Raw genomic sequence first — 24,462 nt, 5'->3', positions numbered from 1 at the left:
TTGAAAGGCTCTTGTGAAGCTTTATTGCCTTAAATTTTCACAGTTGATGTAAACTGCGGCGTATATGCTATCTTGATTTCAGTTTGGGTTGTCGCGCACCTAAGGGCAACAATTCAGTCTCCTCGAAAAGAGCGCTTCCTGTTCAGATCCTGGAAAAGCCGGTTCGGAGACATTTTACAGCGGTTAAAGGTGCCAAAGGGAGTCGAGAAACCGGATCGAAGACTTTTCATGATGATTCAAGCAGCAAAAGGGATTCGAGAAGCTGACCGCTTTCCCACAGGAGTCGACTGCTCTTTACTCCAATCAACATTCACAGAAGAAGTTTAATTACGCAAAAAATATGAGATTTTAAAGCATAATAACAGCGGTGTGTATTTCCGCAGCGGCAGACTACGCACCAACTGCGACAGTGCAAAAAGAAAAGATGGCTCTCCGTTTGGATCGCCATCTTTCTATTCATATCATTATTTTTTCAAATTATAAAATGCGCCAAGACCTGCATATTCGCCCATTCCTGCAAGTTCGTCTTCTATGCGCAAGAGCTGATTATATTTGGCAACGCGGTCGGTGCGGGATGGTGCGCCCGTTTTAATCTGTCCGGCATTGGCTGCAACAGCAATGTCAGCAATTGTTGCGTCTTCTGTTTCACCAGAACGGTGCGAGATGACGGCAGTATAACCTGCCTCTTTAGCCATTTCAATTGCTTCGAACGTTTCAGTCAGCGTTCCAATCTGATTCACCTTAACAAGAATAGAATTACCGACGCCTTCTTCAATCCCGCGGGAAAGTTTGCTCGTATTTGTCACAAACAGATCATCGCCGACCAGCTGCACACGGTCACCGATTCGTTCTGTCAGCAGTTTATGACCTTCCCAGTCGTTCTCATCAAGGCCGTCCTCTATTGAAATGATCGGGTATTTGTTAATCAGGTCTTCATACCAATCAACCATTTCTTCGGCTGTGCGGGTAACGCCTTCTCCTTTAAGGTGATATTTACCGTCTTCATAAATCTCAGAAGAAGCGACATCCATTGCCAGTTTAACTTCTTCACCAGGTTTATAGCCGGCAGTTTCGATTGCTTCAACGATCGTTCCAAGTGCTTCTTCATTGGAATCAAGGTTTGGCGCGAATCCGCCTTCATCACCGACACCGGTATTATAACCTTTTGACTTCAACACTTTTTTCAAGGAATGGAAAATCTCAGTACCTGTTCTTAAAGCCTCCTTAAAAGTTGGGGCCGCTACAGGCATAATCATGAATTCCTGAATGTCAACATTGTTGTCCGCATGTTCTCCGCCATTAAGGATATTCATCATTGGAGTTGGCAGTTTTTTCGCGTTAAAGCCGCCCAAATAATGGTAAAGCGGCAACTGCAAATAGCTTGATGCAGCATGTCCGACCGCCATGGAAACACCCAAAATGGCATTTGCTCCCAGACTGCCTTTGTTTTCTGTGCCATCCAGTTCAAGCATTATCTGGTCAATAATGTTCTGGCGTGTGGCATCAACACCTATTAATTCCGGTCCAATCACATCGTTGACATTTTCAACTGCTTTTTCGACACCTTTTCCAAGGTAACGATTACCATCACCGTCGCGCAATTCAACGGCTTCATATTCGCCGGTTGAAGCACCGCTTGGCACTAATGCGGCACCAAATCCGCCTGATTCTGTAAACACTTCAACTTCTACTGTCGGGTTGCCGCGGGAATCAAGAACCTCGCGGGCATAAACGTCTGTAATGTATGGCATCCAACCACTCCTTTATTTTTTAATACTTTTCGTAAACTTTGCTTTCTAATCTTAAAACTTCCATAACTGCGAACTAACTCTAAATTTGAGTTGGTGCGTCGTCCGCCGCTTCGGAAATACACATGAGTGCTTAAAGCCGCTCCGGCAATAAAACCCGCTTTCCATGGGCACGGCCTCAGCCTCCTCAGAAAGCAAAGAACGCTTTCTTGCGGGGGCGTCACGACACGTGCTGTTCCCATAGGAGTCTGCGTATATTGCCTACGCTACGAAATAATCATTGTTTGCCTGGCAGTACATGAGCATACAACCATAGCGGAGGAAATACACGCCGACCCCTGCGGGAGCAAAGGCATAGGTGAGACAGCGAAGTGCCTTGGCACGAGTTGGCTCACCAGCCGCCCGCGGAAAGCGGCGTGTATTTCCGGAGCGGTGTCATAGCACTAACTGAAATCAGAAGGAAGAATTTTCACTGTGTCGCACTTTCCATCGAGTTCGAAACTGCTAACAACAATCTATACGCAAGCAGCGTTATTTTTTTATAATTAATGATTCACCTGTCATTTCGTCCGGTTTTTCAACATCCAGTAAATCCAATAACGTTGGTGATAAATCTGCTAATATACCACCTTCACGCAGTTCTGCGTCTTTTGTAACGATGACCGGCACCGGATTCTTCGTGTGAGCTGTCATCGGGTCACCTTCCAGTGTGGTGACCTCGTCTGAATTACCGTGATCAGCCGTAATAATCGCGCTGCCATTAAGTTCCAATATTTTATCGACAACTTTCCCCAAGCATTCATCGACCGCTTCAATAGCTTTCACAGTCGGTTCAAGTTTTCCGGAATGACCGACCATATCCGGATTGGCAAAGTTTAAAATAATGGCATTGTGTGTGTTGGCATCAAGCTCGTCCAGTAATGCATCTGTCACTTCATACACACTCATTTCGGGTTTCAAGTCATAGGTAGCAACTTTTGGTGAACCGATCAGAACACGCTTTTCACCCGGAAATTCACTCTCACGTCCGCCACTCATAAAAAATGTGACATGCGGATATTTTTCCGTCTCAGCTATTCGCAGCTGCTTCATATCATGCTGTGAAAGTACTTCGCCGACTGTGTTGTCCAGGTTAACAGGGTTATAAGCAACATAGCCGTCGATTGACTCGCTGAATTCCGTCAGCATAACAAAGTCGATATTTTTAGGCGGGTGCCCGCCGCGGTCAAAGTCCCGGAAATCATCGTTGGCAAACGTTCGGGAAATCTGAATGGCACGATCCGGGCGGAAATTGTAAAAGATGATGGAATCGTTGTCCCCCACTTTGCCGACCGGATCACCGTTTTCGTCCGTTAAAACAGACGGTATCACAAATTCATCATAAATGCCATTTTCATAGGAATCGTCAATCACTTCATATGGATTTTTATAAGATGGTCCTTCACCATAAACTATCGCATCATAGGCCTTTTTAACCCGTTCCCAGCGTTTGTCGCGATCCATCGAATAATAGCGTCCTGAAATCGTTGCAAACTCGCCAATGCCATATTCTTTCATTTTAGCTTCTGCCTGCGCGATATAATCTTTTGCGGTTTGCGGTCCAACATCACGGCCATCCAGAAATGCGTGCACATACACTTTTTCCAGATTGTTGTCTTTAGCGAGCTTCAACAGAGCAAACAGATGATTGATGTGACTGTGCACCCCGCCATCAGACAGCAAGCCAAAAATGTGCAATGCTTTGTCGTTTGCTTTTGCATGTTCAATGGACTTTAAAAATGCATCTTTTTCAAAGAACTCGCCTTCCTTGATGGAGAGATTCACACGGGTCAAACTTTGATAAACAATGCGCCCGGCTCCAATATTAAGGTGCCCTACTTCCGAATTGCCCATTTGCCCTTCAGGCAGCCCGACGGATTCGCCTGATGCCGTCAATTGATTATGGGCGAATTGATTCCAGTAACGGTCAAAGTTAGGGGTGTTTGCATGTTTGACGGCATTGCCGAAATTCTCATCACGGATACCGAACCCATCAAGGATAATGAGTGCTGCTAGGTTATTATCACTCATTTTGTACCTGCCTCCACAAGCTGCAGGAAAGATTCCGCCTCAAGGCTTGCACCGCCGACAAGTGCGCCATCAATATCAGGCTGCTCCAACAATTCGTCAATCGTTGCCGGTTTAACACTGCCGCCGTATTGAACCACTAATTGTTCGGCAATATTTTCTGATGTCATATTTTTAACGATATTTCGGATATATGTGCAAACCTGGTTAGCATCAGCACTTGAAGCTGATTTGCCTGTGCCAATTGCCCAAATCGGCTCATAGGCAATAATCACAGAACCAATCTGTTCATCAGTCAGCCCCTCCAAGCCTTTTTGCACCTGTGTTTCAATCTGACTCATTGTTTCATTGGCTTCGCGTTGTTCAAGGGTTTCACCGACACAAACAATCGGCGTCAAATCATGATTGAATGCAGCGTGCACCTTTTTATTGACTGAGTCATCTGTTTCAGCGAACTGTTCACGGCGTTCTGAATGCCCGATGACCACGTGTGTAACACCAAGCTCATGCAGCATCGCAGGGCTCACTTCGCCTGTGAACGCGCCATTGTCTTCAGAATGCATATTTTGCGCACCGATTTTTAATTTGCTGCCTTTTGCTTTTTCAACCAATGACGGCAAAAATGGAAATGGTGCACATACAATTGCTTCAACGTTGTCATCTTTCGGAAGTTTCCCTGTAACAGAATCAGCAAACTGCTCAGCTTCAGACAACACTTTATTCATTTTCCAATTCCCGGCTATTACTTTGCTGCGCATTCTATCACCTCTTTAAAAATTATTTATCATCCAGTGCATTCACACCCGGCAGAACTTTCCCTTCCATAAATTCAAGTGAAGCACCGCCACCTGTTGAAACATGGTTCATATCACCGGCAAAACCGAACTTTTCGACGGCTGCAGCAGAATCACCGCCTCCAATAATTGTGTATCCTTCTGTTTCAGCCAAACTTTCAGCGACTGATTTAGTTCCGCCTGCAAAAGCACCATATTCAAATACACCCATAGGACCATTCCATATAACCAATTTGGAATCGCTAACGGCTTTTTTGTATTTTTTGCGGGTTTCAGGTCCGATATCGAGCGCTTCCCAATCTGACGGGATCGCTGTAATATCAACGGTTTTTGTGTTGGCATCTTCCGAAAAATCATCGGCGACAATGGCATCTTCCGGCATCACAAAGTTAACACCTTTATCCCGGGCTTTTTGCATGAATTCTTTAGCCATGTCAAGCTTATCTTCTTCAAGCAGTGATTTTCCGATTTCATACCCCTGTGCTTTCACAAACGTATAAGCAAGACCGCCGCCGATAATCAAATTATCGACTTTATCCAGCAAATGGTCTATGACATTGATTTTATCTTTCACCTTGGCACCGCCAATAATCGCCGTAAACGGACGCTCAGGGTTGTCCAGCGCTTTCGTAAGCACTTCGATTTCTTTTTCCATCAAAAACCCGGCAGCTGCAGGCAGTTTCTCTGCTATCCCGGTTGTTGAAGCATGCGCTCTGTGGGCTGCTCCAAATGCATCATTTACATACAAATCAGCCATATCCGCAAATGCTTGCACCAATTCAGGACCGTTCTTTTCTTCATTGGGGTCGAACCGGACGTTCTCAATCAATACAATATCACCATCGCTGACCTCAGAGAGCGCCTCATTTACTTCTTTCCCGTAAACCGCATCCGTTTTAACCACTTCTTTCCTAAGCAATTCACTCAATTGCTCAGCAACCGGATCAAGACGCAGGTTTTCAACAACTTCGCCTTTTGGCCGGCCGAGATGGCTGGCCAATATAACAGTGGCTCCGTTTTCCGCCAAATACTCGATTGTTGGCAATGCAGCTCTGATGCGTGTATCATCAGTAACTTCGCCATTCTTCATCGGGACGTTAAAATCAACACGGCAAAAAACTTTTTTGTCCTTCACATCAAGATCATGCAGTGTTTTTTTATTCATAACAAACCTCCTGCTTCACAAGTATGTAGATTCAATAATCTCTCAAAACCCATTATACACTTAAAGTATCTGAATGGAAAAAGGAGGAGGATAACACCTCCTCCTTCATATCAAATCTTAATTAAAATCCTTGCTTGCCAATATAAGCCGCCAAGTCAACACAGCGTGCTGAATAACCCATCTCGTTATCATACCAGGATACGACTTTAACCATGTTATCTTCCATCGTCATAGTTGACTGCGCATCGAATAGTGACGAATAGGTAGTGCCGACAATGTCACTGGAAACAATTGGTGCTTCAGTGTAGCCAACAATTCCTTTCAGCCCTTCTTCTTCAGCAGCTGCTTTGAATGCTTCGTTGACTTCTTCCCTGGTAACATTCTGATCAAGTTCAGCAACCAGGTCGATCAACGAGCCATCCGGTGTTGGTACACGGACCGCATTACCGTTCAGCTTACCGTCTAATTCAGGGACGACTTTACCAACGACTTTAGCAGCGCCGGTCGTTGTCGGAATAATATTTTGTGCTGCTGCACGTGCACGGCGGTAGTCTTTATGCGGCAAGTCCAGAATTTGCTGGTCATTCGTATAGGAGTGAACAGTTGTCATCAGACCACGTTTAACACCAAATTTATCGTGAAGCACTTTCGCAAGCGGTGCTATGGAGTTTGTTGTGCATGATGCATTGGATACAATATGATGTTCTTTAGGATCATAATCCATTTCATTAACACCCATAACCATTGTCAGGTCTTCTTGTTTAGCCGGCGCTGAAATAATCACTTTTTTCGCACCTGCATCCAGGTGTTTTTTGGCATCGTCGCGCTGCGTAAAACGGCCGGTGGATTCTATAACAATCTCTACGCCAAGATCATTCCAACCCAAATTTGCCGGATCGCGTTCGGATAATACTTGAATCTCTTTCCCGCCAACAATAATATTTGAACCATTAACTGTTACTTCTTCTTCCAATTGACCATGAACAGAGTCATACTGCAACAGGTGTGCGAGCATTTCTGCATCGGTCAAGTCATTGACAGCCACAACTTCAACTTCATCATTTTTTAGAGCCTGACGGAAAACATTACGTCCGATACGGCCAAATCCGTTAATTCCTACTTTAGTTGCCATTTATAAGTCCTCCCTATTTCATTTAGTCATTTTATTTTAATGGGAATGATTATCCCTTAAAATCGTTTCTGCAGCTGCTTCATCTGTTATTAACAAATCACTTCTGCCTTGCTTCAGATAAGACGTGATGGCACGTGCTTTTGACCTGCCGCCGGCAACAGTGATCACCGAATGACTGCTGCCGGTTAAATCATCTAAATGAAGGCCGATTGTCTTTACTTTATGAACGACCTCACCGGCGTCATTGAAATAATAACCAAATGCTTCACTCACTGCTTCTTCTTGCTGCAATTTCCCAATAATTTCGTTGGACGTTTTGCGCCGCTTTGCCATTGTGATGGCATCACCAATACCATGCAAAACGATATCCGAACCTTGTATGATCTGTAATATATCAATCACAGCCGGTTCTTCTATCATCGTTCGGTATGATGATTCACTTAATGGGTCAGGAACATAAAGCAGTCGGTAGTCTCCTTTTGCCTGTCTGGCCATCTTAGCAGCAATTGTATTAGCTTGATTTTCTTCTTTTTCACCAATACCGCCTCTTGCCGGGACAAATAAACATGACGCTTTATCAAATGGTGTCATCATTTCAGCCACTGCCGCTATCGTCGTGCCGCCTGTTACAGCAATTGTTCCTGCTTCCTCGATATTCTCACGTAAAAAGGTTGCACAGGCTTTTCCCATTTCTTGCTTCACACGTTCCTGCTCATCACTATTACCGGGAACAATTATAATGTTGTCCAGTTGTAATGTTTCCTTCAATTGCTTCTCTAAAACACTCAAGCCCATTATTTGATGCATGTAGGCTGCCGATTGATCAACTACTAATTTTCCCTCTTTTGTCAATTGCATACCTCTGGATGACATATCAATTAACCCTTGTCTTGCCAAGAAGTCAACCTCGCTGCGCACGTGCCGTTCAGTCAGATTGAGGTTATCGGCTAAAGCACGCCTCCCAATCGGCTGCAGACGTTCGACGTTTTGCATCAGCTTATAGCGTTGCTGCATAATCTTCAACAAGTCCGGGTATAATTTCTTTTGAATGTCGATCAATTCCTGCATAAAAAGACTCCTAAACTAACTGGACTTATATTGTCCCGCCTGGTTAAAATCTGTCCCGCAACGGGCAAAAAAATATCAAGAATCCTTTCCCTTACAATTTATATTATATCATACATCGATTTTTATACAAATGATTGATTCACTCTCCTTTACTTAGAGCTTTCTCGAGTGCTTCATAACTGATTTCTTCGCAGTTCAAAGTTGTCCTATCATCGATTTGAACCACGGGTATCTCCAATTGATATTTTTCCAGCCATTTATCGTTTGAATAAATGTCTCTTATTTCGAGATCAAAAGGATATTCGTGACGTAGCAAGTCAAGCATCACAAGTGCGTCATCACATAACGGACAATTTTCTTTTGTATAAAACCGTATCTGTCTCATTTATTTCTCCTCCATTACTTTCGTTTCGCCGACGACGCAAACCCCAGACGCTGCCTGTATTTCATTACCGTTCTGCGGGCTGCCCTGATTCCAAATTCCTGCTGCAGCCGATTTGTAATCGTCTGGTCTGATAACGGCCTTTGTTTATCTTCATTGTTGATCATCTCAGCGATTAATTGCTTAATAACAAATGATGCTGTTTGCTCACCATCCTTTTGCCGGACGCCTGATTGCAAGAAAAATTTCAGCGGAATGACACCTTGTTTTGTCTGGACGTATTTATGGGTGATGGCGCGGCTGACAGTCGATATATGCATACCCAATTCAGCCGCAACCTCCTTTAAAGTTAAAGGCTGAAGCATAAAAGCCCCGTGTTCAAAATACATCCGCTGCTTTTCAACGATTATTCTAATCACATTTTCAAGCGTATTGCCCCGAAATTTAATCGCCTGCTTCAGCCAATTAACCTGATTGAATTTTTCTTTTAAATAGTCCGCAGCTTCTTTTTCTTCCACTTGAAGATTTTTATACGATTCATTAATTTCAATTGTTGGTGAGTGCCATTTATAAAATGAAATTTGCCAGTTGCCGTTCTGCTCATAAATATATGCCTCGGGGATAATATACTCTGTTTTTTTGGCGGACAAGAGTTGTCCCGGTTTGGGGTGACACGATTGAATCTGTTTCAATGTTTTCTCAGTTTCATTTTCTGATAGATTGAAATGCTCACTGATCTCCCGGATATTCTCTTCAGCAACCCAATCTAAATGGTCTGTCAGCAATTCATCCAAAAACTGTTTTGAGGCGGGCATTTGCAACTGAATACATTCCTTTAGCGAACGGGCACCAATTCCGGCAGGCTCCAGCTGCTGAATAAGCTCCAGCGTCTCTTCTGTCTGTCGAACGGTTATATGACATTGTTCCGCCCAAAACGCCATTTCGATATCCAAATAGCCGTCTGCATCAAGCGAATCAATCCCGAAATTGACAGCTTGTCTTAAGTTGTTTGGAATATCAAGGGCATAAAGCTGACTTTTCAGGTGCTCATACATCGATAATTCTGACTGATTAATTTCACCAATGGATACATCATTTGAAGATCCTTGCTTAAATTGGCTTATCTCGTAGTCAAAATTCACGTCTTCAATTAAGGGATTTTCCTTGGAGAGTTCCTGGATGTAATCAATTATTTCCATACCGGAAAACTGCAATAAATGAATAGCCTGAATAAGCGACTGATTCATTTTCATTTGTAATGTCTGTTCCTGAACAATCGACGGCTTCATCGTGACTCCCCCTTAACCTTTCTAGTTCCATTTTGCCACAAAACAGGCAAAAACTCACGTCCGCAGCGGTTCCATTGTTGTGATATATGTCACATCTTTTGTTTATTTTCAGAGATACAATTGAATCAAATATTTATTATAGTACTTCGCAGTTTTTATCAACTGCGAAGGTTAAAAAGCAACGAAAAGAGACTTTCATTAAAATGTACTCCAAGTAGCCCAGGAAACTTCCGTCTAATGGGACAGCTTTTTCATACGAACAAATCTTTAGGATCGAATGATTCCATACTGAATTCCGGCTTTTCACCAATCGCAAGTTTTGCAAGCTGAGCGCCCACATACGGACCGCTCGTCAAACCTGATGCTCCTAATCCATTCGCAATTAAAACATTTGAAAAACCCGGAACCCGGCCAATAACTGGCAAGGATCCTAGTGTAAAGGGGCGAAAACCTACCTTCGTACCCAGATAGGAAGCGTCAGCCAAACCAGGCGCAACACTTAATGCTTTGTCCATCAACTGGTGGACAGGGCCAATCGTGACACGGGAATCGAAAGAACTGGTATTTTCTCTAGTTGCCCCGATAACAATCTTTCCACCGCCGAACGTAAGCATATAATGGTTGAATGGCGGTAGCATGACAGGCCAACGACTCGTATCCATCCCCGGCGTGTGTAAGTGGATAATCTGCGCCTTTTCAAACGTAACCTTTGACTTCATCCCAACGGCCTCGAATAAAGCATTCGTCCAAGCTCCATTCGTGACAATCACTTGGTCAGCATAGTGAGATTCACTATTTACCTCAACACCTTGTATTGCCTCATTTTTAAATAATAATGAGGCATCTCCATGAATCACATCAACTCCATTTTTCTGTGCTGCACGGAGAAGGGAATCGTTCAGTGCTGCTCCATTCACACGCGCTGCTCCTGAAATGTGAATGGCCCGATAGATTTCTGAAACGGGTGGAAAAAGTCGTTTGGTCTGTTCAGGCGACAATCTCGTTATCTCACCCATTTCCGGTGCATCTTCTTTCCGTTTATAAGCGACTTCCATCTTCCGGCCCAATTTTTCCTCAGTATCAAAGATATTCACCGCTCCAACTTGTTCGTATCCAGTTTCCTTTTCGCCTTCACGCGTAAGCTCTTCAATAAGTGCAGGATAAAATTTCGCACCCCTGATCACAAGTTCGTACCACGCCTTATTGCTCCGATTGGTCAGCCACGGACAGACAATCCCAGCTGCATTTCGCGTTGCCTGGCCGGGTTCATGCCGATCGATGACGGTGACTTTTTCATTCTTTTTAGCCAAATGGTAAGCAGTTGATGCGCCAAGGATTCCTGCTCCGATAATGATATGCTTCATAATTTTGACACCTTTACTTTTCAGACTTAACCTGTAGACAGTTTATCCAATTAAAAACCCTTAGGCAATTACCCGAATGTCTTAAACGGAATTTTTTTGAAAATCCGACACATGCTGGAGGTGAACGTTAGAAAATAGTTAGAATAAATAAAAAAGGCAAGGATAACAATAACATTGCAACCCTTGCCATTCTTATGATGCGCCCGGGAGGACTTGAACCCCCGACGCCTGGTACCGGAAACCGTGTCAGAGCATTTTAATAGATTATACAAGATTTTGATTTGTTGTTATTGCAAGGTTTCGAAGGTGTGTATTAGCAAATTTGCATTAGTTTGTTTCAGGTTATTTCGACTTATACGTTACCAATTTTGTGACCAAAAATAAGATGGCAAAAAGCCAAATTAAACCACTAGCGTTGCATAAATAATAAAAGAAAATTGATAATCTTGTTAATTATCCAAAGTATAGGTTTCCGGGTATAAAAAAATCCTTTATAATGGAATTGGTGGTTGTTGTCCAAATCCAATATAAAGGAACTCAGAATATGGACAATCATACACTATTATCATCATTTGGTAAATGGGTTGCACCCATTAATATTGAAAAACTTACAGAACAAATTACGCAGACCGGGCAAGATCGCTACACGAAAAAGTTTACGACTTATTCCTACATCAAACTGTTATTATTGTCCCACCTGGAAGAGGTGGAAAGCTTACATGCGATGAGTGATACACTTTTTGATGACGAGGTTCAACAGGAATTGGGGCTGGGTTCAATTAGCGTTTCCCAATTGTCGCGAAAACACCGTACTGTGGATTCCAATTTGTTGGCAGCCATTTTTTATCAATTAGTTGATCAGATACGCCATTGTTTATGCAACGCTAGTGAGTCAATTTATGAGAAGCCTACAATAAGGTGCAAAATGTTAGCCTTTGACTCGCACCTTACATTCAAATCCTTATATATCCATGGCTTGGGGCGATGATTTACATCATGCCGCCCGTACTTGATTGGCATTTCGTCAGCCTACTTTATTTCATAGGTATATTCGCTTCATAAAAGGGATCCTACATTCGTGAAGATTAAACCAACAATTTACCATTTTCCAATACAATTTGGTCGTCAATTTCAACTGTTCCTTCCCTCATAATTAGATCCATATGAATAGGGCTATAAACAACAGGAGTTTTTCCCAATGCGAAATGAACATTTCCAAGAGCTTTCTTCTCTTCTTCAAAATCTCCATTTTTAAATGATTGGGGATTTAATCCTATGGCAAATTCAGCAAAATTATCAGCGTTTTTAGTCGAAAATACAATCTCTTTTAATTGATTACCAGCTTCTTCTCCTCCTTCTATAGATATAGCTTTACCATTATTAACTTCAATTTTCACGGGACCCATTGGTAAGCCAAAACGATAGATAGGTCCGTCAAGAACAACTAATCCATCAGCCCCAGCAACTGGATACATAAAAACTTCACCATCTGAAAATGCACATTCATCTCCTGGATTAGTAGCAAATCCATCTTCAACACGGACTCTCTCTTTAACTATAGGGGCTTTAATATCTGTTCCTTTTTCACTTTTTACTCTAATTTCTTTCCCCTTTTTCCAAATACTCGCAAGTTTACTTGCCTTTTCAGCAATTTTATCATAATCAGCTGTAGCTCCTCCTTCAGTTAAATGATTTAGGTTTCTAAACACCATAGACATTGATCTAACTTTCCCACTATAAAATAGTTGTTGCGCTACCTCAGAATAACAAGGAGCCCCAGAGGCACTTGTTAATCCTATTAAAACATCAGCTGATTCGAGTCCTTTATTAATAAAATTTGTTAAAATTGCTGCATTAGAGTGATCTCTATCTGGCATAATCGCTATTGTATATTCAGCCCCAACAGATTTTATAACTCCAGCTAGGGTATAAACAATTTCTAAATCAGATTTTGAATCAGCAACTATAACAACTTCTTCTTGCGGTTTTATTGCTAGATTTTTTTTTACTATTTTTTCAGCAGTAACTACTGAATTTATAACATTTAACATAGTAACAGTTCCTTTCCTGTGTGTTTTTACTTACATGAATTTACCATTTAATTTACCAATTGCACTTTCCTTCTTTTCTGGAAAATCCACATAACGGCAACCAATACTAACCCAAACAAAAACATCATAATAGAATTTTGAAAATCAATTACAGTATTTAATGTGGATGTAATAATAAACAAAAATGCTATGAAACTTAATATTCTCATAACGATATTTGTTTTCCCAAAAAAATATCCTTCTAGGCTAGCAGCAAATAAATACATCGCAACAACTGATACTAAACCAATAGTAATAGTTGTTAGCCAGCCGTCAGTTAAGATTGTAGAAAACAAGAATATAATAGGAATAATATAAAAACTAATTCCCATTTTTAAGGATGAAAATCCTGTCTTCATAGGAGGTGCCTTAGCTATTGCCGCTGCTGCAAATGCTGTCATACAAACTGGCGGTGTTATAGTTGATAGTTGAGAAAGCCAGAATATTGACAAGTGCGCTACTATAGCCGGAATTCCTAATTCAATTAGCGCAGGAGCGCCTAGTGTTGCGACTAATATATATGCCGTAACAACAGGTAGTCCCATTCCTAAAAAATAGGAAATCAAACAGATAATAACAATCGTCATAACTAAATTGTCATTAGCCAAAGATAAAATTATAGAGGTTGTTCTATTCATTATTCCGGATTGATTTATAACTCCAACAATAATAGTGGCGCATGATATTATCCCTGTAATCATTGCCATGTTAATAGAACATTTCTCTAATGTTAAAAAGAATTTTTTTACTCCCATTCTTGAGTCTGCTCTAACAAATGACAAAACAAATATTAATAAAGTTGCTACACTTCCTGCAATGAATGGTGTAAATTTTAAAATAAGCATTATTATTAAAATTATTAGGGGTAAAAACAAGTGCCAGCTTTTTCTTAAGGTATCTAAAAAATCCGGTGTTTCATTTTTATTTAACCCAAAAATACCATTTCTTTTGGCTTTAAGATCCACAAAAAACCAAATTGACATTACAAAAATTATGGCAGGAATAATAGAAACTTTAACAATTTCCAAATATTCAACACCTATTATTGCTGCTATAAGAAACGCCCCTGTTCCCATAACAGGTGGAATAATTTGACCAGCAGCTGAAGAAACTGTTTCTATTGCTCCAGACTCATGAGCCTTATACCCAGTTTTTTTCATCAAAGGTATTGTTAGGTTGCCTGTTGTAACAACATTCGACATAGTACTCCCTGAAATACTTCCCATTGCAGCACTACTCAAAACAGCAACCTTAGCAGGACCACCTGGCCTGTGTCCAGCTATTGACAAACTTAGATCCATGTAGTGTTCGTCTGTTTTAGTTGCCTGAAGAAAAGTTCCAAAAGAAATAAAAATAAATAAAATAGTTGCTGATAATCCCATTAACGAGCTAAATAATCCTCTTTGCGATAAATACATAAGGTCAACAAATTCTCGCAAATGAAACCCCGAATGCGATAACAAAGGCGGAAAATGTTGGCCAAATATTCCATAAGCAATAAATATTAGAGAAAGAACAACCAAAACTAACCCCATTGTTCTTCTTCCCGCCTCAATACTGAGCGCAACTAATGCTACTCCAACAATCATATCAATCGTACTCATTTCTGATACAAATACAATTCTGTTCAAAAATCTACTAGTATTGATTAGTGTCCAAAATAATATAAATAAAGATGCAAATGATAAAATATAATCAATTATTGATGGTCTATCTTTAGGTGATATTTTTTTAGATGCTGGGAACCATAAAAAAATAATTGATAATATCAGGGTAAGGTGAATTGATCTTTGTATGCTCGCAAGAAATAAACCGGTGAAAGCTGTATAAAATGTAATAATTGTTAAAGATACACCTAATACAAAGGCAATGATTCTAGGGAAACCTTTTAATTTTCTCAAATTTATCTCCTTTCATATATATAAATTTAAAACAGTTATGACATCTCACTTTTTTGTGGTGATGCAAGGTATTTAGCCAACCAAATACAAAAAGGTGAGTCTAAGGTTATGTTATCCTTCCATTCGGATATGTGAAACAAAATAAGTATGCCTTTTTATAGGGCATTGATTACGGCCAGCGGTTTTTACCACCTCCGCCATCTTTTGTACCAGTGTGTGACAAACAATTTACCAAGTGATGCCAACCCAATTTACCACACAGGAAATGGATTACTATGCTTTGTCTGAAGCAGTGCGAATTCAGTAGCCCGCCACCATTGACTTAACTTTTGTCCGACTTGTGGAACTATCGCAGGTGTGGCAGAAATAATGCCTAAGAGGCACACCTGTTCAAACATGATAACACGGACAATCCGATTCTAAGCATTCGCTGACGGGCCCCTACCCCTTCCAGCGTCTGCAAAGAATCGGGCGTTACAGTCAATGGCAAGCAGCTTCGCTGTGGCTCAGGCTTCATTCCATAAAAGTGCAGTGTTTTGTGTAATGACTGGTAAAAAGGTTATTATTCAGTGGTACATTTCGCTGGCCGTTATCAGGCATACTTTAAAAAATGAAGGGAAAGGGATAGGTTTTTAGTCCATTAATCCCTTTTCTTGATAAAACTTCTCCGCACCTGGGTGAACCTCTAGGGTTAAGTTATCTGCCATATTATCCGCATTGAAGTTTTCAAATGAACTATGGACGTTTGCTAAATAATCCTCATTTTCATAGATAGTTTTAGTTAATTCATAGATAACATCATCTGAAACATCATCCCTCGCAAAAACAATTATTGATAATCCTACCGTTTCGACATCCTTTTCTTGATTATTATATGTTCCTGAAGGTATAGTATAAGGCTCAAATCCTTGCTCGTTAATTAATACATTAGCTAATTCATCACCGATATTCATTAACTTTCCTTCAGAGGCAGCCATAGATTCTTCTATTGCGGAACCTGGAACATTTAAAGTGGAAATTATACTATCAATTTGTCTATTACTCCATGCATCAGTTAAGTTAGACATGTTTCCATAATAAATGTCACCACCCCAATCGTTTAGAGTGTCTTCAATACTTTCTATACCTTGTGATTCAAAAATCATATTACCAATGTAATTACTTCCCTGTCCTTCAGGAGGAATACCTAAAGTAATATCTGTTTGTGTTGAAATAAGTTCTTCTAAAGAGTCAATTTTCATATCAGAATTTTGAATAAAGTGAACTACAGTTGGAGTTAATGATGCTACTGCTCTTAAATTCGTCATTTTATCACTAAATGGAGCCTCTCCATTTTCTGCTTTTAAAAGAAAAGGGTTATAGGACATACCAATATCACCTTTCTCAATTGAAACGGCCTCAGGATTTCCAACAGATCCAGATCCTGGTTTAGAAACCACTTCAATACCATCTAAAGACTCGTTAACTCTATCAGATATACCAGTTCCTATTGCAGCCCAAGTTCCCTCGGGATCACCCGTTATAAAATCTAAAAATTGGTCATCATTACCCCCTGACCCATCCGTGCCTGATTCGTTACCACAAGCAGCAATAAATAAGAGAGTAAATAGCATCAAAACACTAATATATAACTTTCTTTTAAACATTTTTAATCCACCCTTTATTAATATTATTTGTAATTCTTTATAAAAATTAATTACGATATTTAATATAATTAATAATTTGTTCTTTACTTTTTTTATGCAGCTTTAATGTTTTTAAAGTTCTAGCCTTTTTATAAAAATCAATTTCGGAAATTAAACTAGCAGTATTTACTATAGACCTTATATTCTTACTTTGTATCTCAAATTTATCTAGCATAGAAATCATAGGAATTAACCCATAAGGTATATCTTCTAATAAATACCTGTGGTTTAAAGTATTAGGGAGTTCACTTTCATAGTAAATTGGGTTTTCCCCCGCTAATTCCACAAAGGAGGATCCCCTTGCTCCTTGATGGTAATACCAACTTTTATAGATATCACTCATTGGTTTTAATTGAATATCTTCACCAAAATTATTTAAAGACATTCTTTCTTTATCTAAATGTTCAGTTATTTTTTCTATAGACTTGGTTAAGGCCTCATGATACATTAAAACATTCTTTTTATTATCTATAATACTTAAATTAGATATAAGTATAGGCACGTGTAAAATAGGATTTATATTAGAAAACCCGGTTTCAATAACATTTTGCCTTTTCACTATATTAGGATAAATTTCTTTAACTCTTTCAAATTCCCTGTCCGTCGATATCGAAGGAAAAGTCGAAAAGCCAAGATTATGCTTATATCCCCTAATATAAATGGTACTATTATCCTTTTTTCGACATGCAAACATCATGCATTCCATTTCAGAAATATTAACATTCATATTTCCACCATTATCAATTAAACTATTATAAAACTCAATGCTTCCTCCTAAATTACCTGGAGCTAATACAATTGTATGTTCCTCTTTTAAAAATTCAGCGCACTCTTCAGCTATTTTTTTATGAGCAAAAGAAGGTGTGATAATTAATACTATTTTTGCTTCAGAAATTGCTTCAGAAATATTTGTTGTTACTTTATAAAGTTTCGCAAACCCACCTTTTAATCCAGTTCTTTCTAATGTTTCGAGGTGTATTCCTCCTCTCTCTTTAATTTCGCTAATATTCTCTTCGAACTCAGGCAATTCAGCCAAGATAACTTCATGTCTCCGTAAGGTTAAATCTGCGGCTGCTGCTAAACCACCATTGCCTGCCCCTATAATACAAACTTTTGAATCATTTAAATTTGTAATATTAATTTTAAACATCTCCTTTTTCTAGTTTTTTTATACTTAACTTGATAGGAATTTCACAATGTAGTATGCGCTTACATTAAACTGTGAAATTCCAAAAAAGATACTACAATTATTCCTTAACTTTCTTAATTCATAATGTAATAACCTTTGATCACTTGCATGTGAAGGAACCTCTACTCTTTTATTTTCAATTCTATATGTTGTAATGTCCGGACATAATAGACAATAACTCCCAAAATGGTTTTGTTTCTATACCCCATAATTCATCTCATGTGAACGAATCTATACTCTTTTATTAAAAATCAACTTATATGTTATTATGTCCGGACATGGATAGGATGACTTTGTTTCTATACATCATATTGATAAAATAATTTACTTCTATCTTCTCTAAAGACACTTATAGTTAACAATATCGGTAAATTGTTTGAAGTTTCGCATATTTTTGTTGTTTTTAAGGCAGGCTGACCTGAATGAACTCCCAACAGATTAGCATCATACTCACCAAGTAATATTGGTTCTATATAAACTTTATGATGAACTATATTAATTTTGTAATCATCTATAATAGTATCATATATGGGTTTTGTCATATCTTTGTTTAATATATCTGGAAAAAGATAAAAGGGAAGATAAGTCCTTTCGATAACAGCCGGATCTTCTTTAAAATACCTTAAACGAATTATTTCATTTATTTTTTTACTGTTATATAACTTTAAAATATGTAAATATTCTAGTGGTCCTTCTATAACATCTGTACTAACAGGAATATGCTTTTTACCAAGTTCATCAGGATAAGAAAAGGTCATAAAGTTACCTTCATGTTGGAGCTTTTTTACAAAAGTACCACGCCCTTTTCTTCTTATCAATAACCCTTCAGCCACTAACTCCAAAATAGCCTGACGAACGGTTGATCTACTGACACTAAATTGATTTACCAATTCCAATTCATTTGGTATCTTTTCATCATTTTTCCATTCTCCACACTTTATCTTTTCTTTTATCACCTCTTTAACTTGATAATATAATGGAATACTACTATTTTTATTAAGAAAATCACTCATTTTATCAACTATCCTAGTTTCAAATTTTATATATCATACCCTAGCAACTAACATTTATATTAATATTGTTTGAAATCTTTGTCAAGACACAAAAATCAATTTTTTAAGACAAAAAGTCCCTTCTCTAAGTTTCAACATTCGCCCAAACAGGTATGCGGCAAAGGGAAATACTTGGATTGAAATGGGATTCAGTTGATTTGAATGACAAAGTTATCCATGTGCGACGGTCCTTACAAAAAGATGAACAGGAGCAAATTGTGATAGGTGAACTTAACAATGGTCCGAGTTGCGGTCTATTACTATTTCTGATGCTGACGTATTTGAACTTAAGAAGCACCAGAATGAGCAAAAATGAAAGTTGGATTCGACTACAACGAGCAAGGTTTTGTGATTGCGACAAAAACGGGAAACTTCGTGACACCATCAAACATAGGTAAGCCTTAATCAATCACACCAATACTAAAATACAGGAAAAAGTGCGTTAAGTCCAGGTTATTAAGTTTGTCCTTTATATCTTGCAAATATTAATTGCTCTGTAACAATCAATGTTGACTTATCTATGCTGAATGCAAACTCCTTGAACATGCACTTTTAGATGACAGATACTAAAATAGCATATATACGCCAATGTATAATCCGTTGAATTTTCCTGGACAATATTGACAAATCGTAGCACATTTCGTTGGCTGTAATTACCAATTAGTAAGAATACGGTTATTTATGTGGTCAAATTAAAATTACGTGTTCACTATACATTTAATTAAAATCTTGATTATTAACAGATTTAAAATGATTGTTGCAGTTGTTTACCTGATTCATCGTAATTGTAGAATCCCTTTCCTGTTTTCATACCGAGATTTCCTGACTCTACAACTTTTTTTAATAAAGGACAGGGACGATATTTAGAATCGTGAAAGCCATTATATAAACCTTCCATTGTTGCTAAAAGCACGTCTAACCCTACAAAATCAGCAAGAGTAAGTGGACCCATACGGTGGTTTGCCCCTAACCTCATAGCTTCATCTACATCTTTTGGTTGGGCACCTTCCATTACACAATATACTGATTCATTTATCATCGGGACAAGAATACGGTTAACTAGAAACCCTGGGTAATCCTGACAACGAACCGGGTTCTTTCCAATGCTTTCGGCAAAACCAAACATAGCCTCTACAGTAGTATCATCGGTAACAATGGATGGGGTGACTTCAACCAGTCTCATAACTGGTACAGGATAAAAATAATGGAAACCAATTATATTTTTGGGGTGTTGAGTAACTGAACTAATTGCAGCAATAGAAAGACCTGATGTATTGGAAGCTAGTATTGTATTATCATCAACATATTGATCTATCTGAGAGAAAACTTTCTTTTTGATTTCTATGTCCTCGGGAACAGCTTCAATTACTAAGGAGGATCCCTTCACTTTTTCCATATCTGTCTTTACATTTATATTGCTTAGAATTTGGCTTTTTTCTTTTTCAGTTTTTTTTCCTTTTTTAACTTTTGAACTTAACTGTTCCTTTATATGTTGTTCTGCCTCACTCGCCTTTTTTTCATTTACTTCAATTAGCGTTATATTTTTATTATGTTCAGCAGCGTTTTGTGCAATACCTGACCCCATTTGTCCCCCGCCAATGATTGCTATATTTTCAATTGACATTTGCTCTCCCTCCAAATTAAATTACTTCTGACAAATAAGACACTTTGAGTATTTATATGTAGTAAGGTGGAAAACAAAAAAGTTTCCCACCTCGTTAATTTTTAACATCTTTCAAATAATGTTGAAATGCCTTGTCCGCCACCAATGCACATAGTAACAATTCCTTTATCTAACTCGGCACGATGCATTTCATACATTAATTTAACTGTTAATATAGTACCTGTTGCTCCTACTGGATGACCTAAGCTAATCGCTCCACCATTTACATTCACCTTATTTGAATCAAGTTTCAAATCTCGAATGACGGCACATGATTGAGATGCAAAAGCCTCATTCAGTTCATAAATGTCAACATCATCTAAATCGACGTCACACTTTTCAGCCAATTTCTCTGTTGATAATTTAGGAGCATACCCCATTAAACCTGGATCATTTCCAGCGATTGAAAATCCTTTTATTTTTAATAACGGCTTAACCCCTAATTCTTCTGCTTTTTCTTTTGACATCAACACTACTGCAGCTGCCCCGTCATTAATACCGGAAGAGTTAGCAGGTGTGACAGATCCATCTTTTTTAAAGGCTGGTTTAATTTTCCCCAGTTTTTCCATAGTAAGACCTTCTCTAGGGTGTTCATCTGTATCAACAATTGATACATTTCCTTTTTTATCTTTTACCTCAACAGGGACAATCTCATCCTTGAATTTACCATCCTTAATTGCCTGAACCGCTCTTTCCTGACTTTTTAACGAAAATTCATCCTGCTCTTGTCTTGATACATCATATTCTTCCGCTACATTTTCAGCTGTAACACCGTTATGATATGGTCCACTTGGCCAGGTTAAAATTGATAATAAGCCATCCTCTAGATCTCCGTGTCCCATTTTGTATCCAAATCGTGCACCTTTTAAATAATATGGTAATTGAGACATATTTTCCGTGCCAGAAGCCACTACAACTTCTGAGTTCCCCGTTTGAATTTGCATCATTCCATCTACAATGGATTGCATTCCTGACCCGCACTGTCTATTAACGGAATATGCTGTAGTTGAATCTGGCAAATCAGATTTTAACGAAACAACTCTTCCTATAAATCCATTTTCAGCTATCTGCCCGACATTACCTATAATTAATTCGTCTACACTTTCAGGTTTGACTTCTCCCCTTTTTAACGCCTCTTTTACTGCGTATGCTGCTAAATCGGTTGAATGGACGTCTTTAAAACTTCCCCCGAATTTACCAATTGGTGTTCTTGCACCGGAGACTACAACGGCCTCTTTTAATTCACTCATGTTACATTCTCCTTTTACAATTGATTTAGAAATTACCTTTGAAAGCTAAATTACCATTCCACCGCCAACATTGATGACTTCTCCGGTAATATATGAAGCCTCATCGGATGCTAAAAATGCGATCATGTTCCCTACGTCGGAAGGGGCTCCTGCTCTGCCCATTGGTATTTTATTTATCATCTGATCCCAAACTTTGTCGGGAACCCCTCTTGTCATGTCCGTGTCAATGAATCCCGGGCAGATAGCATTACAAGTTATATTGTTCTTGGCCAGCTCCCTTGCTGCTGTTTTTGTTAAGCCAACTACTCCTGCTTTTGAAGCAGCATAATTTGCTTGACCGAAGTTTCCCAGCCAGCTGGCAGATGAAATAGAGATTATTCTACCTTCGTTCCGTTCCTTCATCCGTACTGCTGCTTCCCGTGTACAAAGGAATGTACCCGTCAAGTTAACATCGAGGACTTGTTGCCATTGGTCAACAGACATTTTGTGCAGTGTACCATCCTTATTAATACCCGCATTGTTGACTAAAATATCTATTTTTCCAAATTCATCGGTAACATTGTTAAATAGTTTTGTAACCTCATCTTCGTTTGCTATATTAACTGTATATGAAGTTGCGCGATATCCTTCTTCTCTAAATGAATCAACTGCCTCTTTACATGCTTCCTCATTAAGGTCAACGATAACGACTTGCGCACCTTCTTTACCAAGCTTTTCCGCAATTCCCTTGCCAAGACCTCTTGCTGCACCTGTTACCATCGCTACTTTACCTGATAGTTTCCCCATTCGTGTCCCTCCATTAAAAATTTCTTGTTGTTTCATAATTGCTGGTAATGCTTTACGCCCTCATAAATTTCGACAAACCGAATTGACCGTCTGCAAACAACGCTTCATCCATAACTTTTAAATCCTTACTAATAATCGGTTCAAATTCCATCATATCTGAAATATCTCTTTGCAAATCAATCCCAGGAGCAATTTCGATTAACATAACTCCTTCCTTTACCAGCTTAAATACTGCTCTTTCTGTAACAAAAAATACCTCTTGGCCTTTCTTCCTGGCTAACTTTCCATTAAACGATATCTGAGAGACCTTTGAAACCATTTTCTTGATGGACCCTTCTTGATTGATTTGAACCTGATTATTTTCAAGACTCATTTTCGCGCCGCCAGTACTAAATGTTGCGCAAAAAACGACTTTTTTAGCATTTTGCGTAATATCGATAAAACCACCTGCACCAGTACATAGATGTCCCATTTTTGTTGCATTGACATTTCCATACTGATCAAGTTCTCCTGCTCCCATGAAAGTAATATCCACGCCTGCTCCGTTGTAATAGTCCATTTGTTGATCATGTGTAATCATTGCATAGATATTTTGTCCAATACCGAAGTCAACACCGCCAGGTTGAATACCACCATATATTCCTGATTCAACAGTAATCATCACATCGTTAGATATCTCCTCTTCATAGGCAATATTGCCTACAACATCATTCGGTATCCCTGTACCCAGGTTGATAACGTCACCTTTACTAATTTCAAACATAGCCCTTCTTCCGATGAACTTTCTTTTATTTACTTCCAACGGTTTAATTGTATTAATTGGTACTCGAAGGTCGCCTGAATATGACGGATCATAATACCAAGAAGAGGTTTGTCTATGATCTTCAAATGGATTATCGGATACTACTATCGCATCGACAAAAACTCCCGGAACAACGACATCCTTAGCATGCAAACTCCCTGTTTCAGCCACACGCTTCACCTGAACAATCACTTTCCCGCCAAATCGTTTTGTGGCAAGGACAGCCGGCAGTACCTCAAGCTTCATTGCTTCATCTTCCATTGTGATATTACCCATTTCATCCGCAGTCGTTCCACGTATTATACAAACATCTAAAGGAATTTTTCGATAAAACATATATTCTTCATCTTCGTATTCCATTACTTCGGAAATATCCTCTAGTTTCTCTGTCCTTTCATTCATCTTCCCCCCTTCAACACGCGGATCAACAAACGTTCCCAATCCAACTTTGCTCATTTTCCCTGGAAGTCCACAAGCCATCGATCTGTATAATTGAGCCATTTGACCCTGAGGAAGACAATACGCATCTACTTTATTTTCGGAGATCATGTCCATCCATTTTGGTTGAAGCCCCCAATGTGAGCCAATAATTTTCGTTACGAATCCTTCATGAGCAAAATGCTGGATTCCATTCTCCCGATCACTTTGACCTGCAGAGTGAACCAATGTTAGATTTTTTGGATACTCATTTTTCAAGTAGCTTTCCTCTATTGCTTTTAATATCGATTCTGATGCACTAATAAGCGTCATTCCAACAGTTGTAATCGTATCCCCGTCTTTTATATAATTTACAGCTTCACTCGCTTCAACGAAATTTGCTTTCATTTATTAGATACACTCCTTTTGATTTTCCAAATTTCCTCTTATTCTTTTTTTGTCTATCTTCCCATTTTTTGTTTTAAGAACCCCATCAACGAAATAATAATAAGCTGGTATTTCATATTTTGCCAATTTGTCCTTTAGTATTGATTCAATGAACATGGATTCCAAATCATAGCCCTCTTTTAAAGAAATAACTGCAACTGGGATTTCACC

Annotated in this window: 20 protein-coding genes; 1 reads left to right on the top strand and 19 read right to left on the bottom strand. The window is 39.1% G+C overall.

Annotation, left to right across the window (positions count from 1 at the left end; all coding sequences use genetic code 11):
• Positions 1 to 464 precede the first annotated feature (464 nt).
• The 9 genes from eno to AOX59_RS18605 form a co-directional block, all read right to left on the bottom strand.
• Positions 465 to 1,751, bottom strand: coding sequence for a phosphopyruvate hydratase (gene eno / locus AOX59_RS18645; protein ID WP_068447908.1), 1,287 nt, complete (start codon positions 1,749 to 1,751; stop codon positions 465 to 467).
• 528 nt (positions 1,752 to 2,279) lie between these two features.
• Positions 2,280 to 3,818: a 2,3-bisphosphoglycerate-independent phosphoglycerate mutase gene (gpmI, locus tag AOX59_RS18640; protein WP_068447906.1), complete on the bottom strand. Its 1,539-nt coding sequence runs from the start codon at positions 3,816 to 3,818 to the stop codon at positions 2,280 to 2,282.
• Positions 3,815 to 4,573: a triose-phosphate isomerase gene (gene tpiA / locus AOX59_RS18635; protein ID WP_068447904.1), complete on the bottom strand. Its 759-nt coding sequence runs from the start codon at positions 4,571 to 4,573 to the stop codon at positions 3,815 to 3,817. The genes gpmI and tpiA overlap by 4 nt, the downstream gene beginning before the upstream one ends.
• 19 nt (positions 4,574 to 4,592) lie before the next feature.
• The gene (locus tag AOX59_RS18630) at positions 4,593 to 5,774 is read right to left on the bottom strand and encodes a phosphoglycerate kinase (RefSeq protein WP_068447902.1); all 1,182 of its coding nucleotides are present in this window, start codon (positions 5,772 to 5,774) and stop codon (positions 4,593 to 4,595) included.
• A gap of 121 nt (positions 5,775 to 5,895) precedes the next feature.
• Entirely contained in the window at positions 5,896 to 6,906 is a 1,011-nt protein-coding gene (gap, locus tag AOX59_RS18625) for a type I glyceraldehyde-3-phosphate dehydrogenase (RefSeq protein ID WP_068447900.1), read from the bottom strand.
• A 36-nt stretch (positions 6,907 to 6,942) separates the two neighbouring features.
• The gene (locus tag AOX59_RS18620; RefSeq protein ID WP_068447898.1) at positions 6,943 to 7,974 is read right to left on the bottom strand and encodes a sugar-binding transcriptional regulator; all 1,032 of its coding nucleotides are present in this window, start codon (positions 7,972 to 7,974) and stop codon (positions 6,943 to 6,945) included.
• 139 nt (positions 7,975 to 8,113) lie between these two features.
• Complete coding sequence (locus tag AOX59_RS18615; RefSeq protein ID WP_068447896.1) at positions 8,114 to 8,359, bottom strand: glutaredoxin family protein; 246 nt, start codon at positions 8,357 to 8,359, stop codon at positions 8,114 to 8,116.
• A gap of 14 nt (positions 8,360 to 8,373) precedes the next feature.
• Complete coding sequence (gene rpoN / locus AOX59_RS18610) at positions 8,374 to 9,645, bottom strand: RNA polymerase factor sigma-54 (RefSeq protein WP_068447891.1); 1,272 nt, start codon at positions 9,643 to 9,645, stop codon at positions 8,374 to 8,376.
• A gap of 251 nt (positions 9,646 to 9,896) precedes the next feature.
• Positions 9,897 to 11,012: an NAD(P)/FAD-dependent oxidoreductase gene (locus AOX59_RS18605; protein WP_156418756.1), complete on the bottom strand. Its 1,116-nt coding sequence runs from the start codon at positions 11,010 to 11,012 to the stop codon at positions 9,897 to 9,899.
• 493 nt (positions 11,013 to 11,505) lie between these two features.
• On the opposite strand from AOX59_RS18605, the gene AOX59_RS19385 reads away from it, so the two are divergent.
• Positions 11,506 to 11,997: a DUF4372 domain-containing protein gene (locus tag AOX59_RS19385; RefSeq protein WP_082684269.1), complete on the top strand. Its 492-nt coding sequence runs from the start codon at positions 11,506 to 11,508 to the stop codon at positions 11,995 to 11,997.
• A gap of 97 nt (positions 11,998 to 12,094) precedes the next feature.
• On the opposite strand, the gene AOX59_RS18595 is transcribed toward AOX59_RS19385, so the two are convergent.
• The 10 genes from AOX59_RS18595 to AOX59_RS19380 form a co-directional block, all read right to left on the bottom strand.
• Positions 12,095 to 13,060, bottom strand: a complete 966-nt coding sequence (locus AOX59_RS18595) for an aminopeptidase (RefSeq protein ID WP_068447887.1) — start codon at positions 13,058 to 13,060, stop codon at positions 12,095 to 12,097.
• 47 nt (positions 13,061 to 13,107) lie between these two features.
• Positions 13,108 to 15,000 carry a TRAP transporter permease gene (locus AOX59_RS18590; RefSeq protein ID WP_068447885.1) on the bottom strand — a complete coding sequence of 631 codons (1,893 nt, stop codon included), beginning with the start codon at positions 14,998 to 15,000 and terminating at the stop codon, positions 13,108 to 13,110.
• 632 nt (positions 15,001 to 15,632) lie between these two features.
• The gene (locus AOX59_RS18585) at positions 15,633 to 16,646 is read right to left on the bottom strand and encodes a TAXI family TRAP transporter solute-binding subunit (protein WP_068447883.1); all 1,014 of its coding nucleotides are present in this window, start codon (positions 16,644 to 16,646) and stop codon (positions 15,633 to 15,635) included.
• Positions 16,647 to 16,692: 46 nt separating this feature from the next.
• Complete coding sequence (locus tag AOX59_RS18580; protein WP_068447882.1) at positions 16,693 to 17,835, bottom strand: NAD/NADP octopine/nopaline dehydrogenase family protein; 1,143 nt, start codon at positions 17,833 to 17,835, stop codon at positions 16,693 to 16,695.
• 338 nt (positions 17,836 to 18,173) lie between these two features.
• Complete coding sequence (locus AOX59_RS18575) at positions 18,174 to 18,887, bottom strand: GntR family transcriptional regulator (RefSeq protein ID WP_068447880.1); 714 nt, start codon at positions 18,885 to 18,887, stop codon at positions 18,174 to 18,176.
• A 784-nt stretch (positions 18,888 to 19,671) separates the two neighbouring features.
• Positions 19,672 to 20,550: a 3-hydroxyacyl-CoA dehydrogenase family protein gene (locus AOX59_RS18570; protein ID WP_068447878.1), complete on the bottom strand. Its 879-nt coding sequence runs from the start codon at positions 20,548 to 20,550 to the stop codon at positions 19,672 to 19,674.
• A gap of 101 nt (positions 20,551 to 20,651) precedes the next feature.
• Complete coding sequence (locus AOX59_RS18565; protein ID WP_068447876.1) at positions 20,652 to 21,839, bottom strand: thiolase family protein; 1,188 nt, start codon at positions 21,837 to 21,839, stop codon at positions 20,652 to 20,654.
• Between the two features lie 45 nt (positions 21,840 to 21,884).
• The gene (gene fabG, locus AOX59_RS18560) at positions 21,885 to 22,625 is read right to left on the bottom strand and encodes a 3-oxoacyl-ACP reductase FabG (protein ID WP_068447874.1); all 741 of its coding nucleotides are present in this window, start codon (positions 22,623 to 22,625) and stop codon (positions 21,885 to 21,887) included.
• 52 nt (positions 22,626 to 22,677) lie between these two features.
• A complete protein-coding gene (locus AOX59_RS18555) occupies positions 22,678 to 24,252 on the bottom strand; it encodes an acyl CoA:acetate/3-ketoacid CoA transferase (protein WP_068447872.1) in 1,575 nt (524 codons plus the stop codon).
• Between the two features lie 3 nt (positions 24,253 to 24,255).
• A complete protein-coding gene (locus tag AOX59_RS19380) occupies positions 24,256 to 24,456 on the bottom strand; it encodes a hypothetical protein (RefSeq protein ID WP_237049447.1) in 201 nt (66 codons plus the stop codon).
• Positions 24,457 to 24,462: the final 6 nt, after the last annotated feature.

It is taken from the genome of Lentibacillus amyloliquefaciens, from assembly GCF_001307805.1.
Taxonomy (GTDB): domain Bacteria; phylum Bacillota; class Bacilli; order Bacillales; family Amphibacillaceae; genus Lentibacillus; species Lentibacillus amyloliquefaciens.
This window is presented reverse-complemented; position numbering and strand designations above follow the sequence as displayed.

Coding starts and splice junctions, on each gene's coding strand:
- eno (WP_068447908.1), bottom strand. CDS start 1,751: ATGCCATACATTACAGACGTTTATGCCCGCGAGGTTCTTGATTCCCGC.
- gpmI (WP_068447906.1), bottom strand. CDS start 3,818: ATGAGTGATAATAACCTAGCAGCACTCATTATCCTTGATGGGTTCGGT.
- tpiA (WP_068447904.1), bottom strand. CDS start 4,573: ATGCGCAGCAAAGTAATAGCCGGGAATTGGAAAATGAATAAAGTGTTG.
- AOX59_RS18630 (WP_068447902.1), bottom strand. CDS start 5,774: ATGAATAAAAAAACACTGCATGATCTTGATGTGAAGGACAAAAAAGTT.
- gap (WP_068447900.1), bottom strand. CDS start 6,906: ATGGCAACTAAAGTAGGAATTAACGGATTTGGCCGTATCGGACGTAAT.
- AOX59_RS18620 (WP_068447898.1), bottom strand. CDS start 7,974: ATGCAGGAATTGATCGACATTCAAAAGAAATTATACCCGGACTTGTTG.
- AOX59_RS18615 (WP_068447896.1), bottom strand. CDS start 8,359: ATGAGACAGATACGGTTTTATACAAAAGAAAATTGTCCGTTATGTGAT.
- rpoN (WP_068447891.1), bottom strand. CDS start 9,645: ATGAAGCCGTCGATTGTTCAGGAACAGACATTACAAATGAAAATGAAT.
- AOX59_RS19385 (WP_082684269.1), top strand. CDS start 11,506: ATGGAATTGGTGGTTGTTGTCCAAATCCAATATAAAGGAACTCAGAAT.
- AOX59_RS18595 (WP_068447887.1), bottom strand. CDS start 13,060: ATGTTAAATGTTATAAATTCAGTAGTTACTGCTGAAAAAATAGTAAAA.
- AOX59_RS18585 (WP_068447883.1), bottom strand. CDS start 16,646: ATGTTTAAAAGAAAGTTATATATTAGTGTTTTGATGCTATTTACTCTC.
- AOX59_RS18580 (WP_068447882.1), bottom strand. CDS start 17,835: ATGTTTAAAATTAATATTACAAATTTAAATGATTCAAAAGTTTGTATT.
- AOX59_RS18575 (WP_068447880.1), bottom strand. CDS start 18,887: ATGAGTGATTTTCTTAATAAAAATAGTAGTATTCCATTATATTATCAA.
- AOX59_RS18570 (WP_068447878.1), bottom strand. CDS start 20,550: ATGTCAATTGAAAATATAGCAATCATTGGCGGGGGACAAATGGGGTCA.
- AOX59_RS18565 (WP_068447876.1), bottom strand. CDS start 21,839: ATGAGTGAATTAAAAGAGGCCGTTGTAGTCTCCGGTGCAAGAACACCA.
- fabG (WP_068447874.1), bottom strand. CDS start 22,625: ATGGGGAAACTATCAGGTAAAGTAGCGATGGTAACAGGTGCAGCAAGA.
- AOX59_RS18555 (WP_068447872.1), bottom strand. CDS start 24,252: ATGAAAGCAAATTTCGTTGAAGCGAGTGAAGCTGTAAATTATATAAAA.